11 protein-coding genes are annotated in these 18996 nt (G+C 66.1%); 2 read left to right on the plus strand and 9 right to left on the minus strand.

All coding sequences use genetic code 11. The features are described from left to right. Positions 1-2 precede the first annotated feature (2 nt). The 9 genes from EXR94_12325 to EXR94_12365 form a co-directional block, all read right to left on the minus strand. Positions 3-1208 (minus strand): amidohydrolase, encoded by a 1206-nt coding sequence (locus EXR94_12325; protein MSR03505.1) that lies wholly within the window; start codon positions 1206-1208, stop codon positions 3-5. A gap of 633 nt (positions 1209-1841) precedes the next feature. Continuing rightward, positions 1842-3335: an amidase gene (locus EXR94_12330; GenBank protein ID MSR03506.1), complete on the minus strand. Its 1494-nt coding sequence runs from the start codon at positions 3333-3335 to the stop codon at positions 1842-1844. Between the two features lie 11 nt (positions 3336-3346). After that, positions 3347-6574 carry a hypothetical protein gene (locus EXR94_12335; GenBank protein ID MSR03507.1) on the minus strand — a complete coding sequence of 1076 codons (3228 nt, stop codon included), beginning with the start codon at positions 6572-6574 and terminating at the stop codon, positions 3347-3349. Between the two features lie 4 nt (positions 6575-6578). Beyond that, positions 6579-7274: a nitroreductase family protein gene (locus EXR94_12340; GenBank protein MSR03508.1), complete on the minus strand. Its 696-nt coding sequence runs from the start codon at positions 7272-7274 to the stop codon at positions 6579-6581. 4 nt (positions 7275-7278) lie between these two features. Continuing rightward, entirely contained in the window at positions 7279-8766 is a 1488-nt protein-coding gene (locus tag EXR94_12345; protein ID MSR03509.1) for a CoA-acylating methylmalonate-semialdehyde dehydrogenase, read from the minus strand. Between the two features lie 7 nt (positions 8767-8773). After that, positions 8774-9901 carry an ArgE/DapE family deacylase gene (locus tag EXR94_12350; protein ID MSR03510.1) on the minus strand — a complete coding sequence of 376 codons (1128 nt, stop codon included), beginning with the start codon at positions 9899-9901 and terminating at the stop codon, positions 8774-8776. A 67-nt stretch (positions 9902-9968) separates the two neighbouring features. Next, a complete protein-coding gene (locus tag EXR94_12355; GenBank protein MSR03511.1) occupies positions 9969-11936 on the minus strand; it encodes a S9 family peptidase in 1968 nt (655 codons plus the stop codon). A 98-nt stretch (positions 11937-12034) separates the two neighbouring features. Further along, entirely contained in the window at positions 12035-13372 is a 1338-nt protein-coding gene (locus EXR94_12360; GenBank protein ID MSR03512.1) for a hypothetical protein, read from the minus strand. Positions 13373-13374: 2 nt separating this feature from the next. Continuing rightward, positions 13375-16416, minus strand: coding sequence for a SusC/RagA family TonB-linked outer membrane protein (locus EXR94_12365; protein ID MSR03513.1), 3042 nt, complete (start codon positions 16414-16416; stop codon positions 13375-13377). Between the two features lie 328 nt (positions 16417-16744). On the opposite strand from EXR94_12365, the gene EXR94_12370 reads away from it, so the two are divergent. Beyond that, a complete protein-coding gene (locus EXR94_12370; GenBank protein ID MSR03514.1) occupies positions 16745-17530 on the plus strand; it encodes an SDR family oxidoreductase in 786 nt (261 codons plus the stop codon). Continuing rightward, positions 17527-18996, plus strand: a complete 1470-nt coding sequence (locus EXR94_12375; GenBank protein MSR03515.1) for an aldehyde dehydrogenase — start codon at positions 17527-17529, stop codon at positions 18994-18996. Before EXR94_12370 ends, EXR94_12375 begins: the two co-directional genes overlap by 4 nt.

Here is an 18996-nt window from a genome sequence, read left to right on the forward strand (position 1 = left end):
GATCAGTTGTCCTCCTTGGCGCGCTCGAAGATCACCTGGCCGTCGCCGATGACGAGTTCGACTCGAGACCGCGGCTCGTACCAGGGGCCGTTGAACATCACCAGATCAGCGTCTTTCCCCACCTCGAGGCTCCCGACCCGATCGCCGACCCGGGCAATTTCGGCGGCGTTCCGGGTCACCATCTTCAGGGCCTCGTCTTCAGGAATCCCGTACCGCATCGCCAGCGCGGCGCAGAGCCGGAGCCATTTTTGGTTGATGACCGGCGCGTCGGTGTGCATCGCGATCTTGACGCCGGCCTTCCAAAGCACGTAGGGACCGGCCATGGCGTCCTCGCCGACCCCGATGCGAGGGCCTAACGGGAGGACGACAGCTGAAATCCCCCGTTTGGCCAACTCCGGAGCCACCTTGTACGCTTCGGTCGAATGGTGCAGGGTGAGGTCGAATCCGAACTCGTCCTTTAACCGCACCAAAGTCATCACGTCGGTGGCCGGGTGGACATGAGCGCGGACGTAGGTTTTCTTGGCCAGCACGTCCGCCATCGACTCGTAGCCGAGGTCCCGTGCCGGGGGATTGCCCTTCCGGCCATCGTCCTCCCATTTCTTGCCGGCCGCGACGTACTCCTGGGTCTTAATGAGATATTGGCGGAGATTGGCCGCCACGCCCATCGTGGTGGTGGGGTAGCGGTCGCGCGACTTGGCCCCCATCGCGAACTTCATTCCGCCTTTTTCGAGCAGCATCCGGCCGGCCAACTCAGGGCCGAACGTCTTGATCACCACCGCCATGCCGCTCACGTTTTCGCCGCTGCCCGGTCCGGTCACGATCGTGGTAACGCCGCCCGACACCGCATCTTTCCAATCCGGATCGCCAAGGTCGAGGGCATCGAGAAACCGGTGCTGGGGACCGATCAACATCGGCGAGTCATTGAGATCGGTGACCTTGGCCCCGATATGGGAGTGGTTGTCGATCATCCCGGGCGTCACGACCTTGCCGGTGCCGTCGATGATCCTGGCGCCGGCGGGCGCCGGAACACTGGGTCCAAGGGCAACGATCTTCCCACCGCGGAGCACGATGCTCCCGACGAACGGGGCCCCGTTGGCGGTGTGAATGGTCGCGCCCCGAATCACCGTGGCGGGCTCGGTCTGGGCGGTCAGGGAAGGCGGCGGCGGCGGCGCCGCGAAGGCGAGCAGCCAATACCAGGTGAGTCTCATTGGGAGTCCGAAAAGGGTTGCTTGGAACCGGACACGATGGCGCGGAGCACCACGACGGTCACGTTGTCACTTCCCCCGCCAGCCGACCTTCGGCGTCGGATCAACAGAGCCTGAGGAGGTCACCCGTTCAAACTAGGCCCGGTTTCGCCCTCGCGCTACCCGATCCGGCCGGCACGACCGTCGCCAGTCGTCCGGCCAGGCCGCAACTTCGGGTCGAGCACACTATCCGTACCTTCCCGACGACCGAGACCCATGGCCAAGAACTAAAGAGAAAGCCCGCCCCCTGCCCGCCGAGACCCCGCCCGATCACCCGCGACCAGACCATCGGCGAATACATGATGGATTTGGGGGCCTGGACCGAAGCGCAGGTATCGACAGCGTCGGCCGCCAAATCACTGGCGAGCGCCATCGGCGGGTCGGCGTTGACCCCATCGGTCGGCTTGATCGACCTCGAGCCGGGCGACACGCTGCTCCTCTGCAGCGACGGGCTCACCAAGCACGTCGACGATGCTGCCATTGCCGCGGTGCTCGGCAAGCCGATCGGCGCGGAAGCCCAAGCCCGCGAGTTGGTGGCCCTGGCCTTGGCCGGCGGCGGCACCGACACCGTCACCGCCATCGCGTGGCCCGGGTCGGCTAGATCAGCGGCGCTTTCCACCCACCCAGGGCGGTCTCGATCACCTTCGCGGCCGCCAGCGCCACGTCCTCCCGCCACGGCTTGGCCACGCATTGGACCCCGATCGGCAATCCCTCGGGCGAGGTGCCCCCGCGGACCACCGCCACCGGCCACCCAGTGATGTTGTGGGGTTCGTTGTAACTGTCCCCGTACCCCGCGGCATTCGAGCCACCGTGCTTGACCGCCGGGAACGCCATGGCCGGACAGACGATCAGATCGACCGACTCCATCATCCGGCGCAACTGTCCCCGGACCTCGTCGAGTTGCTCCACCAGCAGCGTCAGCTGTTCGGCGCTCACCGGCTTGGCGCCGGCAAACCATCCGCCGACGGTCCCACCGTTAGGCGTGCCGGCCCCTTCCAGCAGCCGCTTGAGCCAAGCGCCCCCATCGGCCCCGGCCATCTCATGCCAGAGTTCGGTGGCCCGGTTGAGTCCGGCTGGAAGCCGCTCCTCGACCCGGGCGCCGGCTTGCTGGAGGGCCAGGGCCGCGGATCGAACGACCTCGACCGTTTCAGAGGTCGGCTTCTGGACGCCGTTGTCGGTAAAGAAGACCACCCGAAGACCGGGAATCGCCACCCGCCGCGAGTCGAGCAACGGCACCGGCATCCCGTACGGATCTTCGTCGTCGATCCCGGACATGATCGGAATCAATCGGGCCAGGTCGTCGACCGTCCTCGCAATCGGGCCGAGCTGGGTCCACGACTCCATCAGGCCGCGGTACGATACGGCATGACCGGTCTTCGGAATCCGGCCGTGGGTTGCCTTGAGACCCGCCACGCCGCAGTAGTGGGCCGGCATCCGGATACTGTTCCCGGTATCGCTGCCGACATCGAACGGCGAACCGCCCGTTGCCACCAGGGCCACCGGTCCGCCGCTGCTTCCGCCCGGGGTTCGGGTCAGATCGTAGGGGTTGTTGGTCCGCCCATACACCGCGTTGTCGGTCTCGTCGGACCAGGTGAACTCTGGGGTGTTGGTCTTGCCCAGCAAGATCCCGCCGGCCGCCCGAAGCCGGGCCACCACCGTGGCGTCCTTGGTCGGGACCCGCTTGGCCCAGCCGATCGTTCCAGCCGTCGACACCACCCCGGCCGTATCGAGCGAATCCTTGATCGAGAACGGGACGCCATGCAGGGGCCCGAGCAGCTTTCCCCGGGCCAGTGACGCGTCCGCCGCTTTGGCCGCAGTCCGGGCCCGGTCGTCGGTCAGGTACACCATGGCGTTGATCTTCGGGTTGACCTGGTCGATCCGCTTCAAGCAAGCCTCGACGACCTCGAGGGACGAGACCCGTTTCTGCCGGATCGCCACCGCCAGTGTCCCCACCGAGGCGTAGTGGAGCGTGGCCTCCGTCAGGGCCGCCGCCAGAGTACCCTCGGCGTCGAGCTCCGGCCACGGGAGTGCGGCACCGGCTGCGAGCGTGGCCACGAAGGCCCGTCGGGGAACATTCCGAGTCTCGTCCATGATCGGGAACCTCAGTTGGGCAGAATCGTGGCCAAGCGGTCGAGCCGCCCTTCGATCGGGTCGAGGCCTTCGACTGAGAGCCGGACCGTCGAAGGGCCCCCGTTCACGAATGGATCGGCCCGCTCGACGATCAGGGTAAATGACCGCGCCGCACCGGCCGAGTTGATGCGAGCCCGACCGGTGATCGAGGCCCAGCCCGATTTGCTTTGAAGGGTGCCGAGGGCCACCGACCGAATGGTGGTCTTGGTCGCGCCATCGACGAGGGTGATCGTGCCCGTCGCGTGCCGGCTCTGGCGCGCCTGCTGCACGGCGATCGTGACCTGGATCCGCGATCCGCCGGCCAACGGCGTCGCGGCGCCACCAACGGCAACCCGCCGGGCCACGGCGAGATCCATCGGCCGGCTCGGCATGTTGCCGGTTCGGCGGAGCACGACACCGCCTTGGTCGCCGGTGGCCTTCCCGTCCCGAAGGGCCACCCGGCCGTTCACCAGCACGTGGCGAATCCCCTCCGACCAGGCATCGGGCTTCTCGAACGTGGCGTGATCGATGACCGTGGCCGTATCAAAGACCGTGATATCGGCGGCCATGCCCGGCGCGAGCAGCCCGCGGTCCACCAACCCAATCATGGCCGCCGGGAGCCCGGTCATTTTTCGAATCGCGTCTTCCCAAGTCAGGGCGTGGGTTTCCCGGACGTACCGGCCCAGCACCCGGGGAAAGGTCCCATAGTAGCGCGGGTGACCCCGGCTGCCGGTTGCCGCCCCGCAATCGCAGGCAATGGCCGCCGAATGGTACTGCATGATCTTGACGAGGTCCGCCTCGATGCCGAAGCCGAGGATGGCCCAGGGCGACTCGGTCTCCAGAACCTTGACGACGGCGTCACCGGGGGAGGTGGCGCCCGACTCATGGATGATGTCGGAGAGCCGGCGGGTGCCCAAGACCATGATCGATTCCGGCCCGTTGAACCGGGCCTTGATGGCCTCGTCGGATTCCTTGACGATCCGGGCCCGAAGCGCCGGGTCCTTAAACCGGGTCCGCATGGCCTCGGTGCCGCCGTCCTGGGCCCAACCCGGAACGATCAAAGCCGAGAGCGCGGTCTGGCCGGCCAAGTAGGGATAGACGTCCGCCGCCACCCACCGCCCCGCGGACGACGACCGGGTCATCATCTCGATCACGGCGGCCGCGGTGCCCTGTTCGTGACCCTGGATCTTCATGTGGGTAAACTGGCCGACCAAGCCGGCCCGCTCGCCGATCAGCCGGGTTTCCTCGACCCCGGCCCGAGAGCTGTATCCGCTTTCAGGGGTGGACCGGTCATGGTTTGGAAAGAAGGTCCGCCACCGGCCGGCCGGCTTGAGGATCTCGACCACTTCGTCGGTCGTGGCGAAGTAGGCCGGCTTGTAGTCGAGCCCCGAGGCGACTCCGAACGCCCCCGCCCCCAAACCCGCGAGGATCAGCGATTGCATCTTTTCCACTTCAGTAGAGGACGGACGTCGGTTCGTAGGTCCCATCACACTCTGCCACACTGAGTTGAACCCAATGCTGGCCGCGACGTTCAGGGCGAGTCCTCCCTGCCCGATCGGCCGAAGCTGGGCGGCCAAATCGGTCGGACCGCCGCCATCGGCGTTGAGCAATTCGGTCGTGACCCCCTGGGTCAGCATGTTGACAGCCGTCGGCAGGGCGGCCGGACTCGCATGGCTGTGAACGTTGATGAATCCCGGTGCCACCATCAGACCCCAAACGTCGAGGTCGGTTGTCGCTTGCACCCCCGCGAGGTTCCCGATCCGGGCGATCCGGCCGCCGCTGATCGCGATATCGGCCCTGAACCGCGGGGCCCCGGAGCCGTCGACGATCGTGCCGCCGCGGAGGATGGTTTCGTACCGGGGCGACGGAAGCGCCTGAAGCACCTGCTCGATGAACCCGTCGAGGTCCCACTCGCGGCCGGGGGTATACCCGAGCCGAACGACCACGAGCCCCCGGGACGGGATGACCGCCACGTTCTGCTGATCGTAGCCCATGAAAAAGAATGCGTCAGTCGGGAGGCGTTGGTGGGGCCGCTTCCCGTTGGCCCCCCCGGCATTGATCCAGACCTGGGCTCCGTACCCGCCGGTCGAATCCGCCTTGGCCGGGGAGGTTGAATACTTCACCCACCCTTCGGGCAGAATCCGGACCCCGTTCCAGACCCCATCATTCAAGTACAGCTGTCCGAACCGGGCCCAATCGCGGGCGCTCGCGAACATGAACGACGACCCCACAAACGTCCCCGAAGGGTCCGGCTCCAGCACGGCCGTGTGCATGCCAAGCGGCTCGAACAGGGTCCGGCGGGGGAACTCCCGGTAGGCGCTGTCGTTGCCGATCGTGTGCCGAATGATTCGCGAGATGATGTTGGTGGTGCCGCTCGAATACGACCAGCGGGCGCCGATCGGGTCGGCCAGCGGGAGGCCCGCGGCAAACCCGCCGGCGTCGTGGGTCAAAAAGAGGTCCCGGGCCACATCGCTGGTTCCCAGGCTGTAGCTCTCGTCGAACGCCAGACCCGAACTCATTCGCATCAGGTCCTCGAGCCGAATGGCCGCCCGGGGGTCGCCAGCCTGCTGCCACTCCGGCACGGCCGCCGAACGATCCAGGGCCACCTTGCCCTGCCGGACGAGAATCCCGATCAGGGCATTGGTGACGCTCTTGGTCATCGACCAGCCGAGTTGCGGCGTCGCGGCGTCGTACCCCTTCGCGTAGCGCTCGGCCACGATCCGCCCGTTCCAGGCCACCACGATCCCCCGGGTCTGTTTCGGCTGGGCCGCTGTCGGCTCAGCGAAAGCCCCGTCGAGGGCCGCCCGGAGCTTGGCGGCGTCGACCCCCTCGGGCAGTTGGGTGGTATCGATTCGTTCACCGGCGGGCCAGAGCGCCTGGGAACGAACCAGGCTGGCACGCCGGGCCCCGGCGGAGCCGGCCCACGGCATCGAATCCGATCGCAGGGAGCAGCCAAGGCCGGGTTGCCAAACGGCCCGGCGGGACTCCGCCCCGGGAATCCAGGCCACCACCGATCGGGTGGCACTGTCGACCCGGTACGGGATCGGGGCGGCCAACTTGAGCTCCTGGCTCAACGCCTCGGCCGCGGACCGGTGGGAGACGAAGACCGTGGAGCAGAGCATCTTCGCGGCATATCCGGTCACCAGACCGGCCGGCGCCTGAGCCACAGCAGGAGCCGCCGCCACGGCGGTCAGGAGCAGGGCGAGACCGGGTCGGTTCATGACGTCACTTCCAGATCGCAATCGTGTCGAGGGGCTTCCGGGTCAAATCGGGGACCAAGGCACCGGGCGCGGGATATCCGACCGGCATGACCAGCATGGCCTTCTCGTTGGCCGGCCGGCCCAACAGCTCCGCCAAGAACCCCATCGGATTCGGGGTGTGGGTCAAGGTGACGAGGCCGATCTGGTGCACCGCGGCGATGAAGAATCCCGCGGCGATGCCGCAAGACTCCTGGGTGTAGTAGTAGGTTCGCTTCGACCCATCGGGCTTGACCCCGTAAGCCTGGCGGAACAACACCACCACCCAGGGCGCGTCGGTCAAATGAGGTTTGTGCTCATCGGTGCCGAGTGGCGCGAGCGCCTCGACCCACTCTTCGGGGGCCCGGCCGTGATAGAAATCGTGTTCCTCGAGCTCCGCAGCCTCCCGGATCTTTCGCTTCAGCTCGGGATCGGACACCGCGACAAAGGTCCACGGCTGTTGGTGGGCGCCACTCGGCGCCGTGCCGGCCACCCGGAGCGCGCATTCGATCAAATCCTTCGGCACCGGTTCAGGGGAGAAATGGCGGGTGGTGCGCCGCCGATTCATCTCCTCGTAGAACGCCCGGCCCTGTTGCCGGGACGCCTCAAGCGACTGGCGGGTGAACACCAGTGGCACGAACGGATGGGCCTTCCCGGCGAACTGCGATGCGGTGGTATCACTCATGGTGTCAGCGAGTTTGGGGAAAGCCAAGGTTGACCGAGCTGGTGGCCGGGTCGGGCCACCGGCTGGTGACGACTTTGCCACGAGTGTAGAAATGCACCCCATCGGGTCCGTAGATATGGGTGTCGCCGAACAGCGAATCTTTCCAACCGCCAAACGAGTAATAGGCCACCGGTACCGGGATCGGAACGTTGATCCCGACCATGCCACAGGTCACCTCGGACTGAAACCGCCGGGCCGCCCCGCCGTCCCTGGTAAAAATCGCGGCGCCGTTCCCATACTGATTCTGGTTGACGATATCGAGCGCCTCCTCGTACGTCCCCGCCCGGACCACCGACAGCACCGGGCCGAAGATCTCGTCCCGATAGACCGCCATACTGGGTGTGACTCGGTCAACCAGCGACACGCCGAGGAAGAAGCCCTGGCCCGCAAAGGTCTGGCCCCGGCCGTCGGTCACCACCGTGGCCCCCTCCTGCTTAGCCAGATCGAGGTAGGAGGCCACCTTGTCGCGATGCTCCTTGGTAATCAGGGGACCCATCTCCGCGGCCGGGTCGGTACCCGGCCCGATCTTGATCCGGCCGAGCCGGGCCGCAATCGCCTCGACCAAGGCATCGGCGATCGACCCCACGGCCACCACCACCGAAATGGCCATACATCGCTCACCGGCCGATCCGTACGCCGCACTGACCGCCGCGTCGGCCGCCGCGCCAAGATCGGCGTCCGGTAGCACCACCATGTGGTTCTTCGCTCCGCCTAACGCCTGGACCCGCTTTCCGGCGGCGGTGCCCCGCTGGTAGATGGCCCGGGCCACCGGGGTCGACCCGACGAAACTGATGGCCTGGACGGTCCGATGATCGAGCAACCGGTCCACCGCCACCTTATCTCCGTGGACCACGTTGAGCACCCCGTCGGGGAGGCCGGCCTCGGTCAGCCACTTGGCGAGCACCAACGCGGCGGAAGGATCCTTCTCCGACGGTTTCAGAATGACCGTATTACCGCAGGCAATGGCGTTCGAAATCATCCAGAGCGGAACCATGGCCGGGAAGTTGAACGGCGTAATCGCGGCGACGACCCCAAGCGGCTGGCGGATCGAATAGACGTCGACCCCGGTCGACACGCCCTCGCTGTAGCCGCCCTTGAGCAACTCGGGAATGCCCGCCGCAAACTCGACGTTCTCGATGCCCCGGGCCACCTCGCCGGCCGCGTCGGACGGGACCTTCCCGTGCTCTTGGCTGATGACATTGGCCAACTCGGCCCGTCGCTCCACCAGAATGTGCCGGAACCGAAAGAACACGTCGGCCCGTTTGCCCAACGGGGCGGCGCTCCACGACACGGCCGCCTTGGCCGCGGCCGCGACGGCCTCATCGACTTCCTCGGCCGAGGCAAAGTCGACCGCGGCCTGCTGCTCGCCGAGGGCCGGATTGAAGACCGGACCGCTCCGGCCGGAACGACCCTTGACCTCGTGGCCGCCGATGTAATGAGAAATCGTTCGCACAGAAAACCTATTGGCAGTAGTGACGGGCGGTAGCCGCGAGAACGTCCGCGGTCTGATAAACACTTTCCAGATCGACCCATTCGACGGCCGCGTGGGCCCCGGCGCCGGTCGGGCCGAACACCACGGTCTCGACGCCGGCGGCGGCCAGCAAGGCCGAGTCCATCCACGGGGTGTCGCCCACCATCTTGGGCGTCGAGCCCAGCACGCCGAGAGCGCCGACGGCCAACGACCGAACGATGCCGGCCTCGGGCGAGACTTCGAACGGCTCCCGCGCAAAAAAACATTCCACCCGAGACTGAAAGCCGGGATCCTCGGCCTCGAGTTCGGACCGGAGCGCCTGGATCTCGGCCATCGCGCTGGCTTCGGTTTCGCCGGGGATGGTCCGCCGCTCGATCTCGATCCGGCAATTCGCCGCGTAGGTGCTGAGCCCGGTGCCACCATGGAGGGTCGCGGCGTGAAGCGACGGCGGGCCGACCAATCGGTGGGCCAACCGGCGCCGGAGCTCTTGCTCCAACCGATCGAGGCGGCCCAAGAACCGCCCCATCCGCATATTCGCGTCAAGGCCTTGGTCGACCTTGCTCCCATGCGCCGCCCGGCCCTGGGTTTCGACCGCAATCCAGAGATACCCCTTGTGGGCCAGGCAGATCTCGAGCGCGGTCGGCTCGGTGACGATGGCACCGTCGACCTTGATCCGTTGAACCAGATCGGCGGTGCCGCAGCTGCCGTACTCCTCATCAGCCACCGCGGCCACGATCACGTCCCCCCGAAGCCGGGCGCCGCTTTCCTGGAGCAGCTTCACGGCGGTGATGCTGGCCGCCACACTGCCCTTCATGTCGAAGGAGCCCCGCCCATAGAGCTTACCATCCCGCACGGCACCCGAGAACGGCTCCGCCATCCCCTCGACCTCGACCGTATCATAGTGGCCGTTCAGCATCAAACTCTTCCCGCCCCCGGTACCCCGAAGCCGGCCGGTGACACTGATCCGGCCCGGTTCGGGCTCGTACCGCTCGACCTCGAGGCCAAGTTCCGCGAGCCGGGCCGCAGTGTAGTCGGCAATCTCCCGTTCGCCGGGCGCCCCAGCGACCAGTTTGGGGTTGACGGAGTTGATTTGGACCAGGCGCTGAAGGATGGTCAGGCACCAGGCTCGGCACTCGGCACTCGGCACTCGGGGCTCGGCGGTCAGAAGGTGCGGGGGAAGGTAATCAGGGGAGTGGGGTTGGTTTCAGGTGGCGGTTGAACCACGAGAGGGAGCGGGTGATTCGGTCTTGGATGTGGACGGGGTTTCGAATCCCATGGCCTTCGCCGGGGTAGATCATGAATTCGGTTTCGACGCCGTTGTGCTGGAGGCCTTTCCAGAATTCGTAGGATTGGGCGGCCGGGGTTTCGATGTCTCCCTCGCCGACGAGGATGAGTGTCGGGGTTTTGGCCTGTTTGATGAAGGTCATCGGGGCGCTCCGGGCATAGACCTCGGAGTCGTCGTAGACGGCGGCGCCGAAGTAGCCCAGCAACCATTCGTTGATACCGTTTTGGGCCCAGTAGCTCAGCCAATTGGCAATCCCGGCACCGGCCACGGCCGCTTTGAAACGCCGGGTTTGGGTCACCGCCCACATCGTCATGTAGCCGCCGTAGCTCCAGCCGGTGATCCCGACCCGGGCGGTGTCGATCGGCGCTCGGAGGCCGGCCGCGTCGACACCGAGCAGGATGTCCCGGAGGTCGCCGTAGCCGAAGTCTTTCACGTTCGCCCGCGTGAACGCCTGGCCAAAGCCCTGACTCCCGCGCGGATTCGGCAGGAAGACGTAGTAACCGGCCTCGAGCAGCGACCGCTCCGTAGTGGTGGCGCTGCTCAACCAGCGCGGTTGATGGGCCGAGGCGGGGCCGCCGTGCACGATGACCACCATCGGATGGCGGCGGGACGGGTCGGCGTTCTTCGGGTGGAGGAGCCAGCCCTGGATCGTCAAGGCGTCGCTGGTCCAATGGAGATTGGCGCTTTGTCCAAGGACCGGCTCGAGTCCGTCATTGACTCGGGTGACCTGCTTCCACTGACCGATCGGCCCGGCCCACACTTCCGGCGGCCGCTCGAACGAATGCCGGATCAACCCCGACACCGCCCCGTCCCGCGAAAGGGCGAGGCCCCCAACCCCGACGCCCGCCACCGCGTGGATACTCTCGCCGGCTTGCCAGAGCAGCTTGGTCTCGCCGGTTCCGGGGTCGACGGTGCCGATCGCGCTCCCGCCATCGGCCCAGGCTGTGAAGACGATTCGGTTCGGACCGGCGGTCCAGGCGAGCCAGTTGGGCGAGATTTGAATGCCCGGCGTCAGGTTCCGGGGCACGCCACCCGCGGCATCGACCAGGTACACGTCCCCGCCGGGAACCCCCTCGTCGCTCATCAACCCGCCGACATAGGCGATCCGGCTTCCATCTGGCGACCACCGGGGCGAGGCGATTTGCATCCCAGGCTTGCCTAACGATCGGGCACCGCTCCCGGTGGCGTCCATGATCCAGATTTCATCGGTGTACCAGCCGCTGTCGCCCGGGCCGGGGGCCGCCGCGGCCAGGAATCGGGAACCATCCGGCGACCAGGCAAACTCGTGGACGTAGAGATCGGGTCGCGAGATCTGCCGAACCACGCCGGTGGTCAGGTCGACGGCCGCGATCCGCTGAGCATCGAATTGCCGGCCGATCAGCCCGGTGTCCCGGGCTTGCGGGGCCAGCGGGCCCGACGGGCGGGTTGGATTCTCCGTGTTGAGCAGCGCGATGGTCCGCCCGTCGGGAGACCATCGGAGGCCGGCGGTGTTGCCGCGGAGCCAGGCAACTTGGCGGACCGCTCCCGACGCCCTCGTCATGACGTAGAGGGCCGGCCGCCCACCCGATTCGGCAAGCAGGGCCAACCGGGTCCCATCCGGCGACCACGCCAGGTCTCGTTCCGTCCCCCGAACCGCCGGGACGACCACCCGCCGGGCCGTCCCCCCGGCGACCGCGACGACGTTCACGCCCGGGGCGTCCGCCGGATCCCGGGGACCGATCCAGGCGAGCATCGTCCCGTCCGGAGTGAGCGACAGATCGCGAAACGACCGAGCCTCTCGGGTGGTGTTCGGACGTTGGGCACCCACCGAAACCGCCGTCGCGAGCAGCCCGAGCACGATCCCAAATGATCGGAAGGGTAAAAGCATGGAGACTCCGCAGCCTGGTGAGGTGTGACCAAGATAAAGCAATCGGGGCGAGCTTTCGCTCGCCCCGATGCGCCAAAGTTACCCAACAGCCCCAAGGGTCAGGGCGTGTCGACGGTGCAGTCGGCCGGTTTGTAGTTTGGGTTGTTCTCTTCCGGCTGCGGGACGATCAACGCGGCTTGGGTACCCCGCGTCAACCCCTGTTTGTGGTACGCCCCGGACGGATAGACCGCCTGTTTCGCCCGACCGTACTGGCGGACCATCCGGCGGAGATCGCCGAGACGGTGAGCGGTCAAGTACATCCAGAACGCCCGCTCCCGGAAGGTCAGGTTTTCCTGCGCGGTCCTGGTGCCGGGATCCACCAGCGGAGTAAGCGCCGGCACGGTGGCCCGGGCCTCATTGAGCTTCTGGAGCCAGAGGCCGGTGCTGTTGGCCTGGAGAGCTGCCTCGGCCTCGATCAACCGCGCCTCGATCCCGGTCGCCATTGCAACCGGCGAGTCGATCGTGAGGTACTTCCTCTGGACCACCATCGGGGTCACGGTGTCGTTCCGTGACAGACCCGTCGCGGTCACTGGAACCCGCGGGTCCGCGGCGCTGGCGAAGTCGAGGCCGGTGCCCCCTTCCAGATTGGAGACCGAGTAGATGTCGCTCGCCGTCTGGAGTTGGACCTGGTTGGTCTGCCGGCCCGGAGGGGCGGCATGGAGGAAGTTGTAGACGAAAGTCGTGGGCACGGCGGCCACCGCGGTGGCCGCCTGGGCATATTGGCTCAGGTTGAGCAGGGCCCGGCCCCGAATCACCGCGATCATGTTCTGGATCCGGGCATCGCCACCGGTGCTCCCGGCCGCCGTGGCCAGCCGCTCGAGCGCCCGATTGAACAGCTGCGCCGTGGTAAAGGGGGTCCCCAAGCTTATGGCCGGATCCCGCTCGGAAATCGGCGTCCCCGAGCAGAACATTTCACCGAACATCACGTAGCTGAGCCCAGCCAAGCCCCACATTTCACCGGTCCGAGGATCGCTCGCCGGCAGCCGGCGAGCGGCGCCCTCGAGCGCGGTTCGAGCGCGTTGGAGCGCGTGGAACGGGCCGCCGTTGCCCGAGGCGACGCTGTTGGTGGCCAACACGCTGCGGAGATCCCATTCACGAACCGCGGGCGGCGTGCTCGCGTGCATCAACTCGTCGACAAACATGCCTCCGAAGATGACCACGCCGCTGCCGCCGGTCGTCGCCACCACGATGTCGGAAATGGCCCCGGAATAGAGCGCCGCCTGCCCCTCCGGCGTCTCCAACTTGTCCGGGGTAATCACGTCCGGAGTATCCGGCATGAGAATAGTGTCCTTCGAGCAGGCCGTCGCGAACCCGGCAAGCAGCAACGTGCTCCCGACGACGCGGGCCAAGCTCGTGAATTTGCTGGTCATGACCTGATAATCCTTTCGAGCTGGCATGGTTAGAAGCCGAGGTTGACGCGGAAGATTCCGATCAGCGGCTGGGCCTGCTGAACGAAGTTGTAGTTCGGACCGTCGACGGATTGAGTGTTGTTCTCCGGGTCCCAACTGGTGAAGCCGAACGTCTTCAGATACAGGTTTCGGCCGGTCAAGGTGATGTTCATGGTCCGGGCCCCGAACAGACCGGCCAGCGACTTGCTGCCGGTATAGGTGATCGACGCCTCGCGGAGCCGCAAGTGTTCGGCATTCTCTCCGTAGGCGCCGAACGCCCGCGGACCGGCAATCGCCTTCGCTTGCTCCTTGAGCGACACGGAGGGGTCATGGAGAGCCTGGCAGTTCACCTGGAAGGCGCACTGGAACAGACCGTTGACGTTCAGGGTGACGAAGCCACCGCGATAGTCGAACTGCCCACCGATTCGGAGCCGGTTGTTGAAGAGCGACAAACTGGTGTTAACTGCCAAGTTCCGACTCGGTACGGTCGAGCCGAGGAACATCAGGGTATCCGTCACGGTCACTTCGCTCGGATCGATGGCACCGTCGCCGTTTTTGTCCGCGAAACCGGTCAAGCCCTGCCACCAGAGCCCGAACATCGGGTATCCGGGAATGTTCTTGAAGCCGAACCCGACGATCGGCGGTACCCCGGGCGCCAACGAAACCAGCCGGTTTTTGTTGCCGGAGGCCTCGACTTGGACGTCCCAGGTAATGCTCTTCTTCTCGATCACCCGGGCATTGATGGATATCTCGACGCCCTCGTTGGTGACGACCCCAACGTTTTCCAGCCGGGCGGACACGCCACCCAACGAGAACGGCTGCGTCCGTTGCACCAAGGCATCACTGGTCTTCTTGTTGTAGTAGGTAACCTCGAAGTTGACCCGGTTGTTGAGAAAGCCCGCATCGAAGCCGGTCTCGAATTCCCGGGACCGCTCCGGCTTCAGGCCGGCGTCGCCCAAACCACCGAGGGTCACGCCCGGAACCGCGGGCTGTCCGAAAATCGACGCGGTCACCGGCGTTGCATACGTCAGCGCATCGAGCGGCCGCGGTGACTGCCCCGTGACGCCGAAGGCGGCCCGGAGCCGGAGGCTGTTGAGCAAACCGCCATCCTTGGGCTCGATGGCCACCCACGACCCGGCCACCTTGGGATAGTAAGCCGAACGCGACGCCGCACCGAAGGCACTGTTGTCGTCGATCCGGAGCGCCCCGCTCAAGAAGAGCCGGTCGTCGAGGCTCACCTGTTGCTCGACATAGGTGCCCAAGGTGATGACGTCGAAGGTCACCTCCGACAATGACTTCTGGGCACCGGCGGACAGGGCGATGATGCCCGGAGGCAGGATATCGGCTTGGCCGTTCACGGCGAATAACTTGTCGTGGTTGTACTGGACGCCGAGCGAAGTCTTGGCTCCGATTCGCCCAGTCAGCGTGTACTGGGCAGTGCTGTTCAGATCGACCGTGTACTTGGTGTCGATCGACCGGTTGAACATCCGTTTGCCCTGGTTCTCCGTGCCGCAGGTCAAGCAACCCTGGCCCCGGAACACGTTCTGTTCATCGACGTAGTTGAGGTAGTCAAGCCCAAAAGTACCGCGGCTCGACAGCCACGAGAACGGCCGCCAGTTGACGGTCCCGCTGTTGATGAAGTGATCGTTCTTCCGGTAGGTCTCTTCCCCGATCGAATTCGCCGGCCGGGAGAAGCCGTAGCCCCCTGTTGCCGGGAACAGAGCCGGATTGGCCGAGCCAAACATCGCCGTCCCGATCATCGACTGGAAATTGTCGCCGGTCTGGGGCAACCGGATGTTGTTGACGACAACGCCCGAGGAAACCGAGACCTCGAGGTTGCTTCGGGGACTCGCGTTCAGATTGAGGCGGAAGTTGTACTTGTTGAAATGGTTCGGGCGGACCTGGGAGTGCGGCAGATCGGCCACGGTGGCCAGGCCCCGCTTGGTCGCCAAAAAGTCGGCCTCAGCGTCGGCGAGCTTCAGAACCCCGGTCTCGAGTTCCGATTCAGCCGATACGAAGTACCGCATGACGTCGGTACCGCCGGCAACGCTGGTACCCAACTGGTTCCGGAACCCGGTCGTGAACGGCGTCGTGGCTTGGGGATTGAGCAGATCCAAGACGTTCCGTTGCGCCACCTGGCAGACGCCGGCCTTTTCCTGCCAAGTAAAGCAGTCAGAGTTTAGGGCCCCGACCCGGCTGTTGAAATACGTGCTCGGATAGTGGTAGGTGTCTTTGATCCCGCCGCCTTCGATCCAGCTGTTCCACAGCGGCGCCCCGGCCCGACCCCGCTTGGTCGTGACCCGGATAACGCCGTTGGCGGCCTGGGTTCCGTAGAGCGTCGCCGCCGACGGGCCTTTCACGATCTCGATCGATTCGATTTCTTCCGGATTAAGATCGTTCAACTTCGACACCGTACTCCCACCGACGAACCCGCCGGCCGCGGCGTCAGCCGCCACCCGGATCCCGTCGACGTAGAGCAACGGATCGTTGGAGAGCGACACCGAGCTCAAGCCGCGAATTCGGATCCGGGCGCCGGTACCGCTGGTCCCGTTGCTCTGCATCACGGTCACGCCGGACACCCGGCCGCTCAACACCTGCATCAGGTTGGTGGTCGGGCTCGTCTCGACCAACTGGGCCGCCTGGATCTTGCCGACCGTGTTGCCGAGTTCCCGGGAGGCCTGCTCACCGGTGGCCGTGGTCACAATTTCTTCCAGTTGGAACGGCACCGATTTGAGGCTCCAGTCCAGGGTCACGCCGCCGCCCGCCGCGACCGTGACGGATTTGGTCTGGGAGGCATAGCCGAGCATGAACACCCGGAACGTGTGCGGGCCGCCGGTGACACCCCGAATGGTGTACTGCCCCTGCTGGTTGGTCACGGCGTACACCTGCTGCGTCGTGGCCTGAACCCGGGCCCCGACCAACGGCTGGCCGTTCGACTCGTCGGTGACCTTGCCGGACACCGTGGCTTGTTGCGCGGCCGCCTGGCTCGTGACTAGGAAACCGAGTGCGAGTGCCAGAGCGCCTCGCATCCATCGCGTGACTGAACGTCGCATGAAACCCCTTAACTAAATGGAGGTGTAGATCGAACCGCTGTCCACTGATAATCTTTCGTCCAAAGAGCAAGAAGTATTCCACCTAACCAGTTCCGCCAAGTCATTCACCGGAAAGGACCTACTTCTCTTCACCATGCCGCCGCGTTGAATCACTGCGTGTCAATTCGACACACCAGACCCCAAACGCCGATCGGCGTTCACGTGCTCAAAATGATGGCATTTGTATACCAATAACTCTACGACATCAACCCCGTACTCGCAAATCTGACTTCGGGGCTTGGGCGTTGATCAGTAGACACCGGGCCGGCCCCGGCCGTAGTTTCCCCCGATGCAACTCCTTGGAAAAACCGCGCTGGTCTGCGGGAGCACGCAGGGGATCGGGCTCGCGGCCGCGATGGCCCTGGCCGAGTCCGGCGCCAATGTCGTCCTGATGGCTCGGAGTGAGGAGCGCTTGGCTGCCACCCTGAGCCGGCTTCCGCGCCCCAACCAAACCCAAAGGCACTCGACCGCCTCCGCCGATTTCAGTCACCCAGCCAGCGCCGCCGCCGCGGTGGACCGGTGGCTTGCCGGAGGTGATTCCATTCACATCCTGGTCAACAACAGCGGGGGCCCCCCCGGCGGGCCGATCGTCGCGGCAACGGCCGAGGCCTTTGTCGCTGCGTTCCAGAGCCTGCTGGTCACCAGCCACCTGATCTCCCAAGCTGTGGTCCCCGGGATGAAGGCCGCCGGCTATGGCCGGATCATCAACGTGGTGTCCACCTCGGTCCGGCAACCCCTGAAGGGGCTCGGCGTTTCCAACACCGTCAGGGGCGCCGTCGCCAGTTGGGCCAAGACCCTGGCCGGCGAGCTCGGCCCCTTCGGCATCACGGTCAACAACATCCTCCCCGGCGCCACCCGCACCAGCCGGCTCGACGCCGTGATCGACAACCGCGCCCAGGCCACCGGCCACCCCCGCGAGAAGGTCGAAGCCGAAATGCTCGCCGAAATCCCGCTGGGTCGCTTCGCCGCCCCCGAAGAAATCGCCCACGCCATCCGCTTTCTCGCGAGCCCCGACGCCGCCTACATCACCGGCGTCAGCCTCCCGGTCGACGGCGGCCGAATCTCGAGCCTATGACCCGCCGAGTGCCGAGTGCCGAGCGCCGAGTCCCGAACTACATCAACGGCGCCCTCGTCGCCCCCGCCGCCGGCCGCTACCTCGACAACATCGACCCGGCCACCGGTACCGTCATTTCCCTGGTGCCCGACAGCGACGAATCCGACGTCGCGGCCGCCGTGGCTGCGGCCGTGGCCGCGTTCCGCCCGTGGGCCGAGCTCCCGGCCTCGGAGCGGTCCCGATACCTCACCCGGATCGCGGATCGGATCGAAGCCCGGCTGGCCGAGTTTGCCCGAGCCGAATCGATCGACACCGGCAAGCCGTTGGCGCTCGCCACCACGCTCGATATCCCGCGCGCCGCGGCCAATTTTCGATTCTTTGCCACGGCCATTCTCCACACCGCGGCTGAGAGCCACGCCACCGACTACTCCGCCATCAACTACACGCTCCGCCGGCCCCGTGGGGTGGCGGGCCTGATCTCGCCGTGGAACCTGCCGCTCTATTTGTTGTCGTGGAAAATCGCGCCGGCCATCGCGACCGGGAATACGGCGGTTGCCAAACCCTCGGAACTCACGCCGACGACCGCGGCTTTGCTCGCCGAAGTGTGCCAAGAGGTCGGGTTGCCGCCGGGCGTCTTGAATCTGGTCCATGGCCTTGGCGCCTCGGCCGGCGCGGCGATCGTCGCGCACCCGGCCGTCAAGACCATCTCGTTCACCGGCGGCACCGCCACCGGGGCCACGATCGCCCGGAGCGCGGCCCCGGTGTTCAAGAAGTTGACCCTCGAGCTCGGCGGGAAGAATCCGACGATCATCTTCGCCGACACGGACCTCGACCAGCACCTCGGATCGATCGTCCGGTCATCGTTCGCCAATCAAGGCGAGATCTGTCTCTGCGGCTCGCGGATCTTGGTGGAGCAGTCGCTCTACGATCAGTTCGTGGCCCGGTTCACTGCGGCGGTCGCGGCCCTGACGATCGGCGACCCGCTCGAACCGGGCACCGATCTCGGACCGTTGATCAGTGCGGGGCATCGGGACAAAGTGATGGGCTACATCGCGCTGGCTCGATCGGAAGGCGGCGTGATCCGGACCGGCGGGGGTGCTCCCGCCACAGTGCCGGCCCGATGCGCCAACGGCTACTACGTGGCGCCGACCGTGATCGCCAACCTCCCGATGGGCTGCCGGACCAATCAGGAGGAAATCTTTGGGCCCGTCGTCACCGTGATGCCGTTCCGGGACGAAGCCCATGCCATCGAGCTGGCCAACGACAGTCCGTATGGCCTGGCCGCTTCGCTCTGGACCAATAATCTGACCCGGGCCCACCGGGTGGCCGAGCAGGTCCAATGCGGCACCATCTGGGTCAACTGTTGGCTCCTTCGAGACCTCCGAGTCCCGTTCGGCGGGATGCGACAGAGCGGCGTGGGCCGGGAGGGTGGCGACGAGGCGATCCGGTTCTTCACGGAGCCCAAGAACGTCTGTATCAAACTTTAG

It is taken from the genome of Gemmatimonadota bacterium (genome assembly GCA_009692115.1).
Taxonomy (GTDB): domain Bacteria; phylum Gemmatimonadota; class Gemmatimonadetes; order Gemmatimonadales; family GWC2-71-9; genus SHZU01.

Bases quoted from the DNA above. Each gene is read 5' to 3' on its own strand.
- EXR94_12325 (MSR03505.1), bottom strand. From the start codon at position 1,208: ATGAGACTCACCTGGTATTGGCTGCTCGCCTTCGCGGCGCCGCCGCCG.
- EXR94_12330 (MSR03506.1), bottom strand. From the start codon at position 3,335: ATGGACGAGACTCGGAATGTTCCCCGACGGGCCTTCGTGGCCACGCTC.
- EXR94_12335 (MSR03507.1), bottom strand. From the start codon at position 6,574: ATGAACCGACCCGGTCTCGCCCTGCTCCTGACCGCCGTGGCGGCGGCT.
- EXR94_12340 (MSR03508.1), bottom strand. From the start codon at position 7,274: ATGAGTGATACCACCGCATCGCAGTTCGCCGGGAAGGCCCATCCGTTC.
- EXR94_12355 (MSR03511.1), bottom strand. From the start codon at position 11,936: ATGCTTTTACCCTTCCGATCATTTGGGATCGTGCTCGGGCTGCTCGCG.
- EXR94_12360 (MSR03512.1), bottom strand. From the start codon at position 13,372: ATGCCAGCTCGAAAGGATTATCAGGTCATGACCAGCAAATTCACGAGC.
- EXR94_12365 (MSR03513.1), bottom strand. From the start codon at position 16,416: ATGCGACGTTCAGTCACGCGATGGATGCGAGGCGCTCTGGCACTCGCA.
- EXR94_12370 (MSR03514.1), top strand. From the start codon at position 16,745: ATGCAACTCCTTGGAAAAACCGCGCTGGTCTGCGGGAGCACGCAGGGG.
- EXR94_12375 (MSR03515.1), top strand. From the start codon at position 17,527: ATGACCCGCCGAGTGCCGAGTGCCGAGCGCCGAGTCCCGAACTACATC.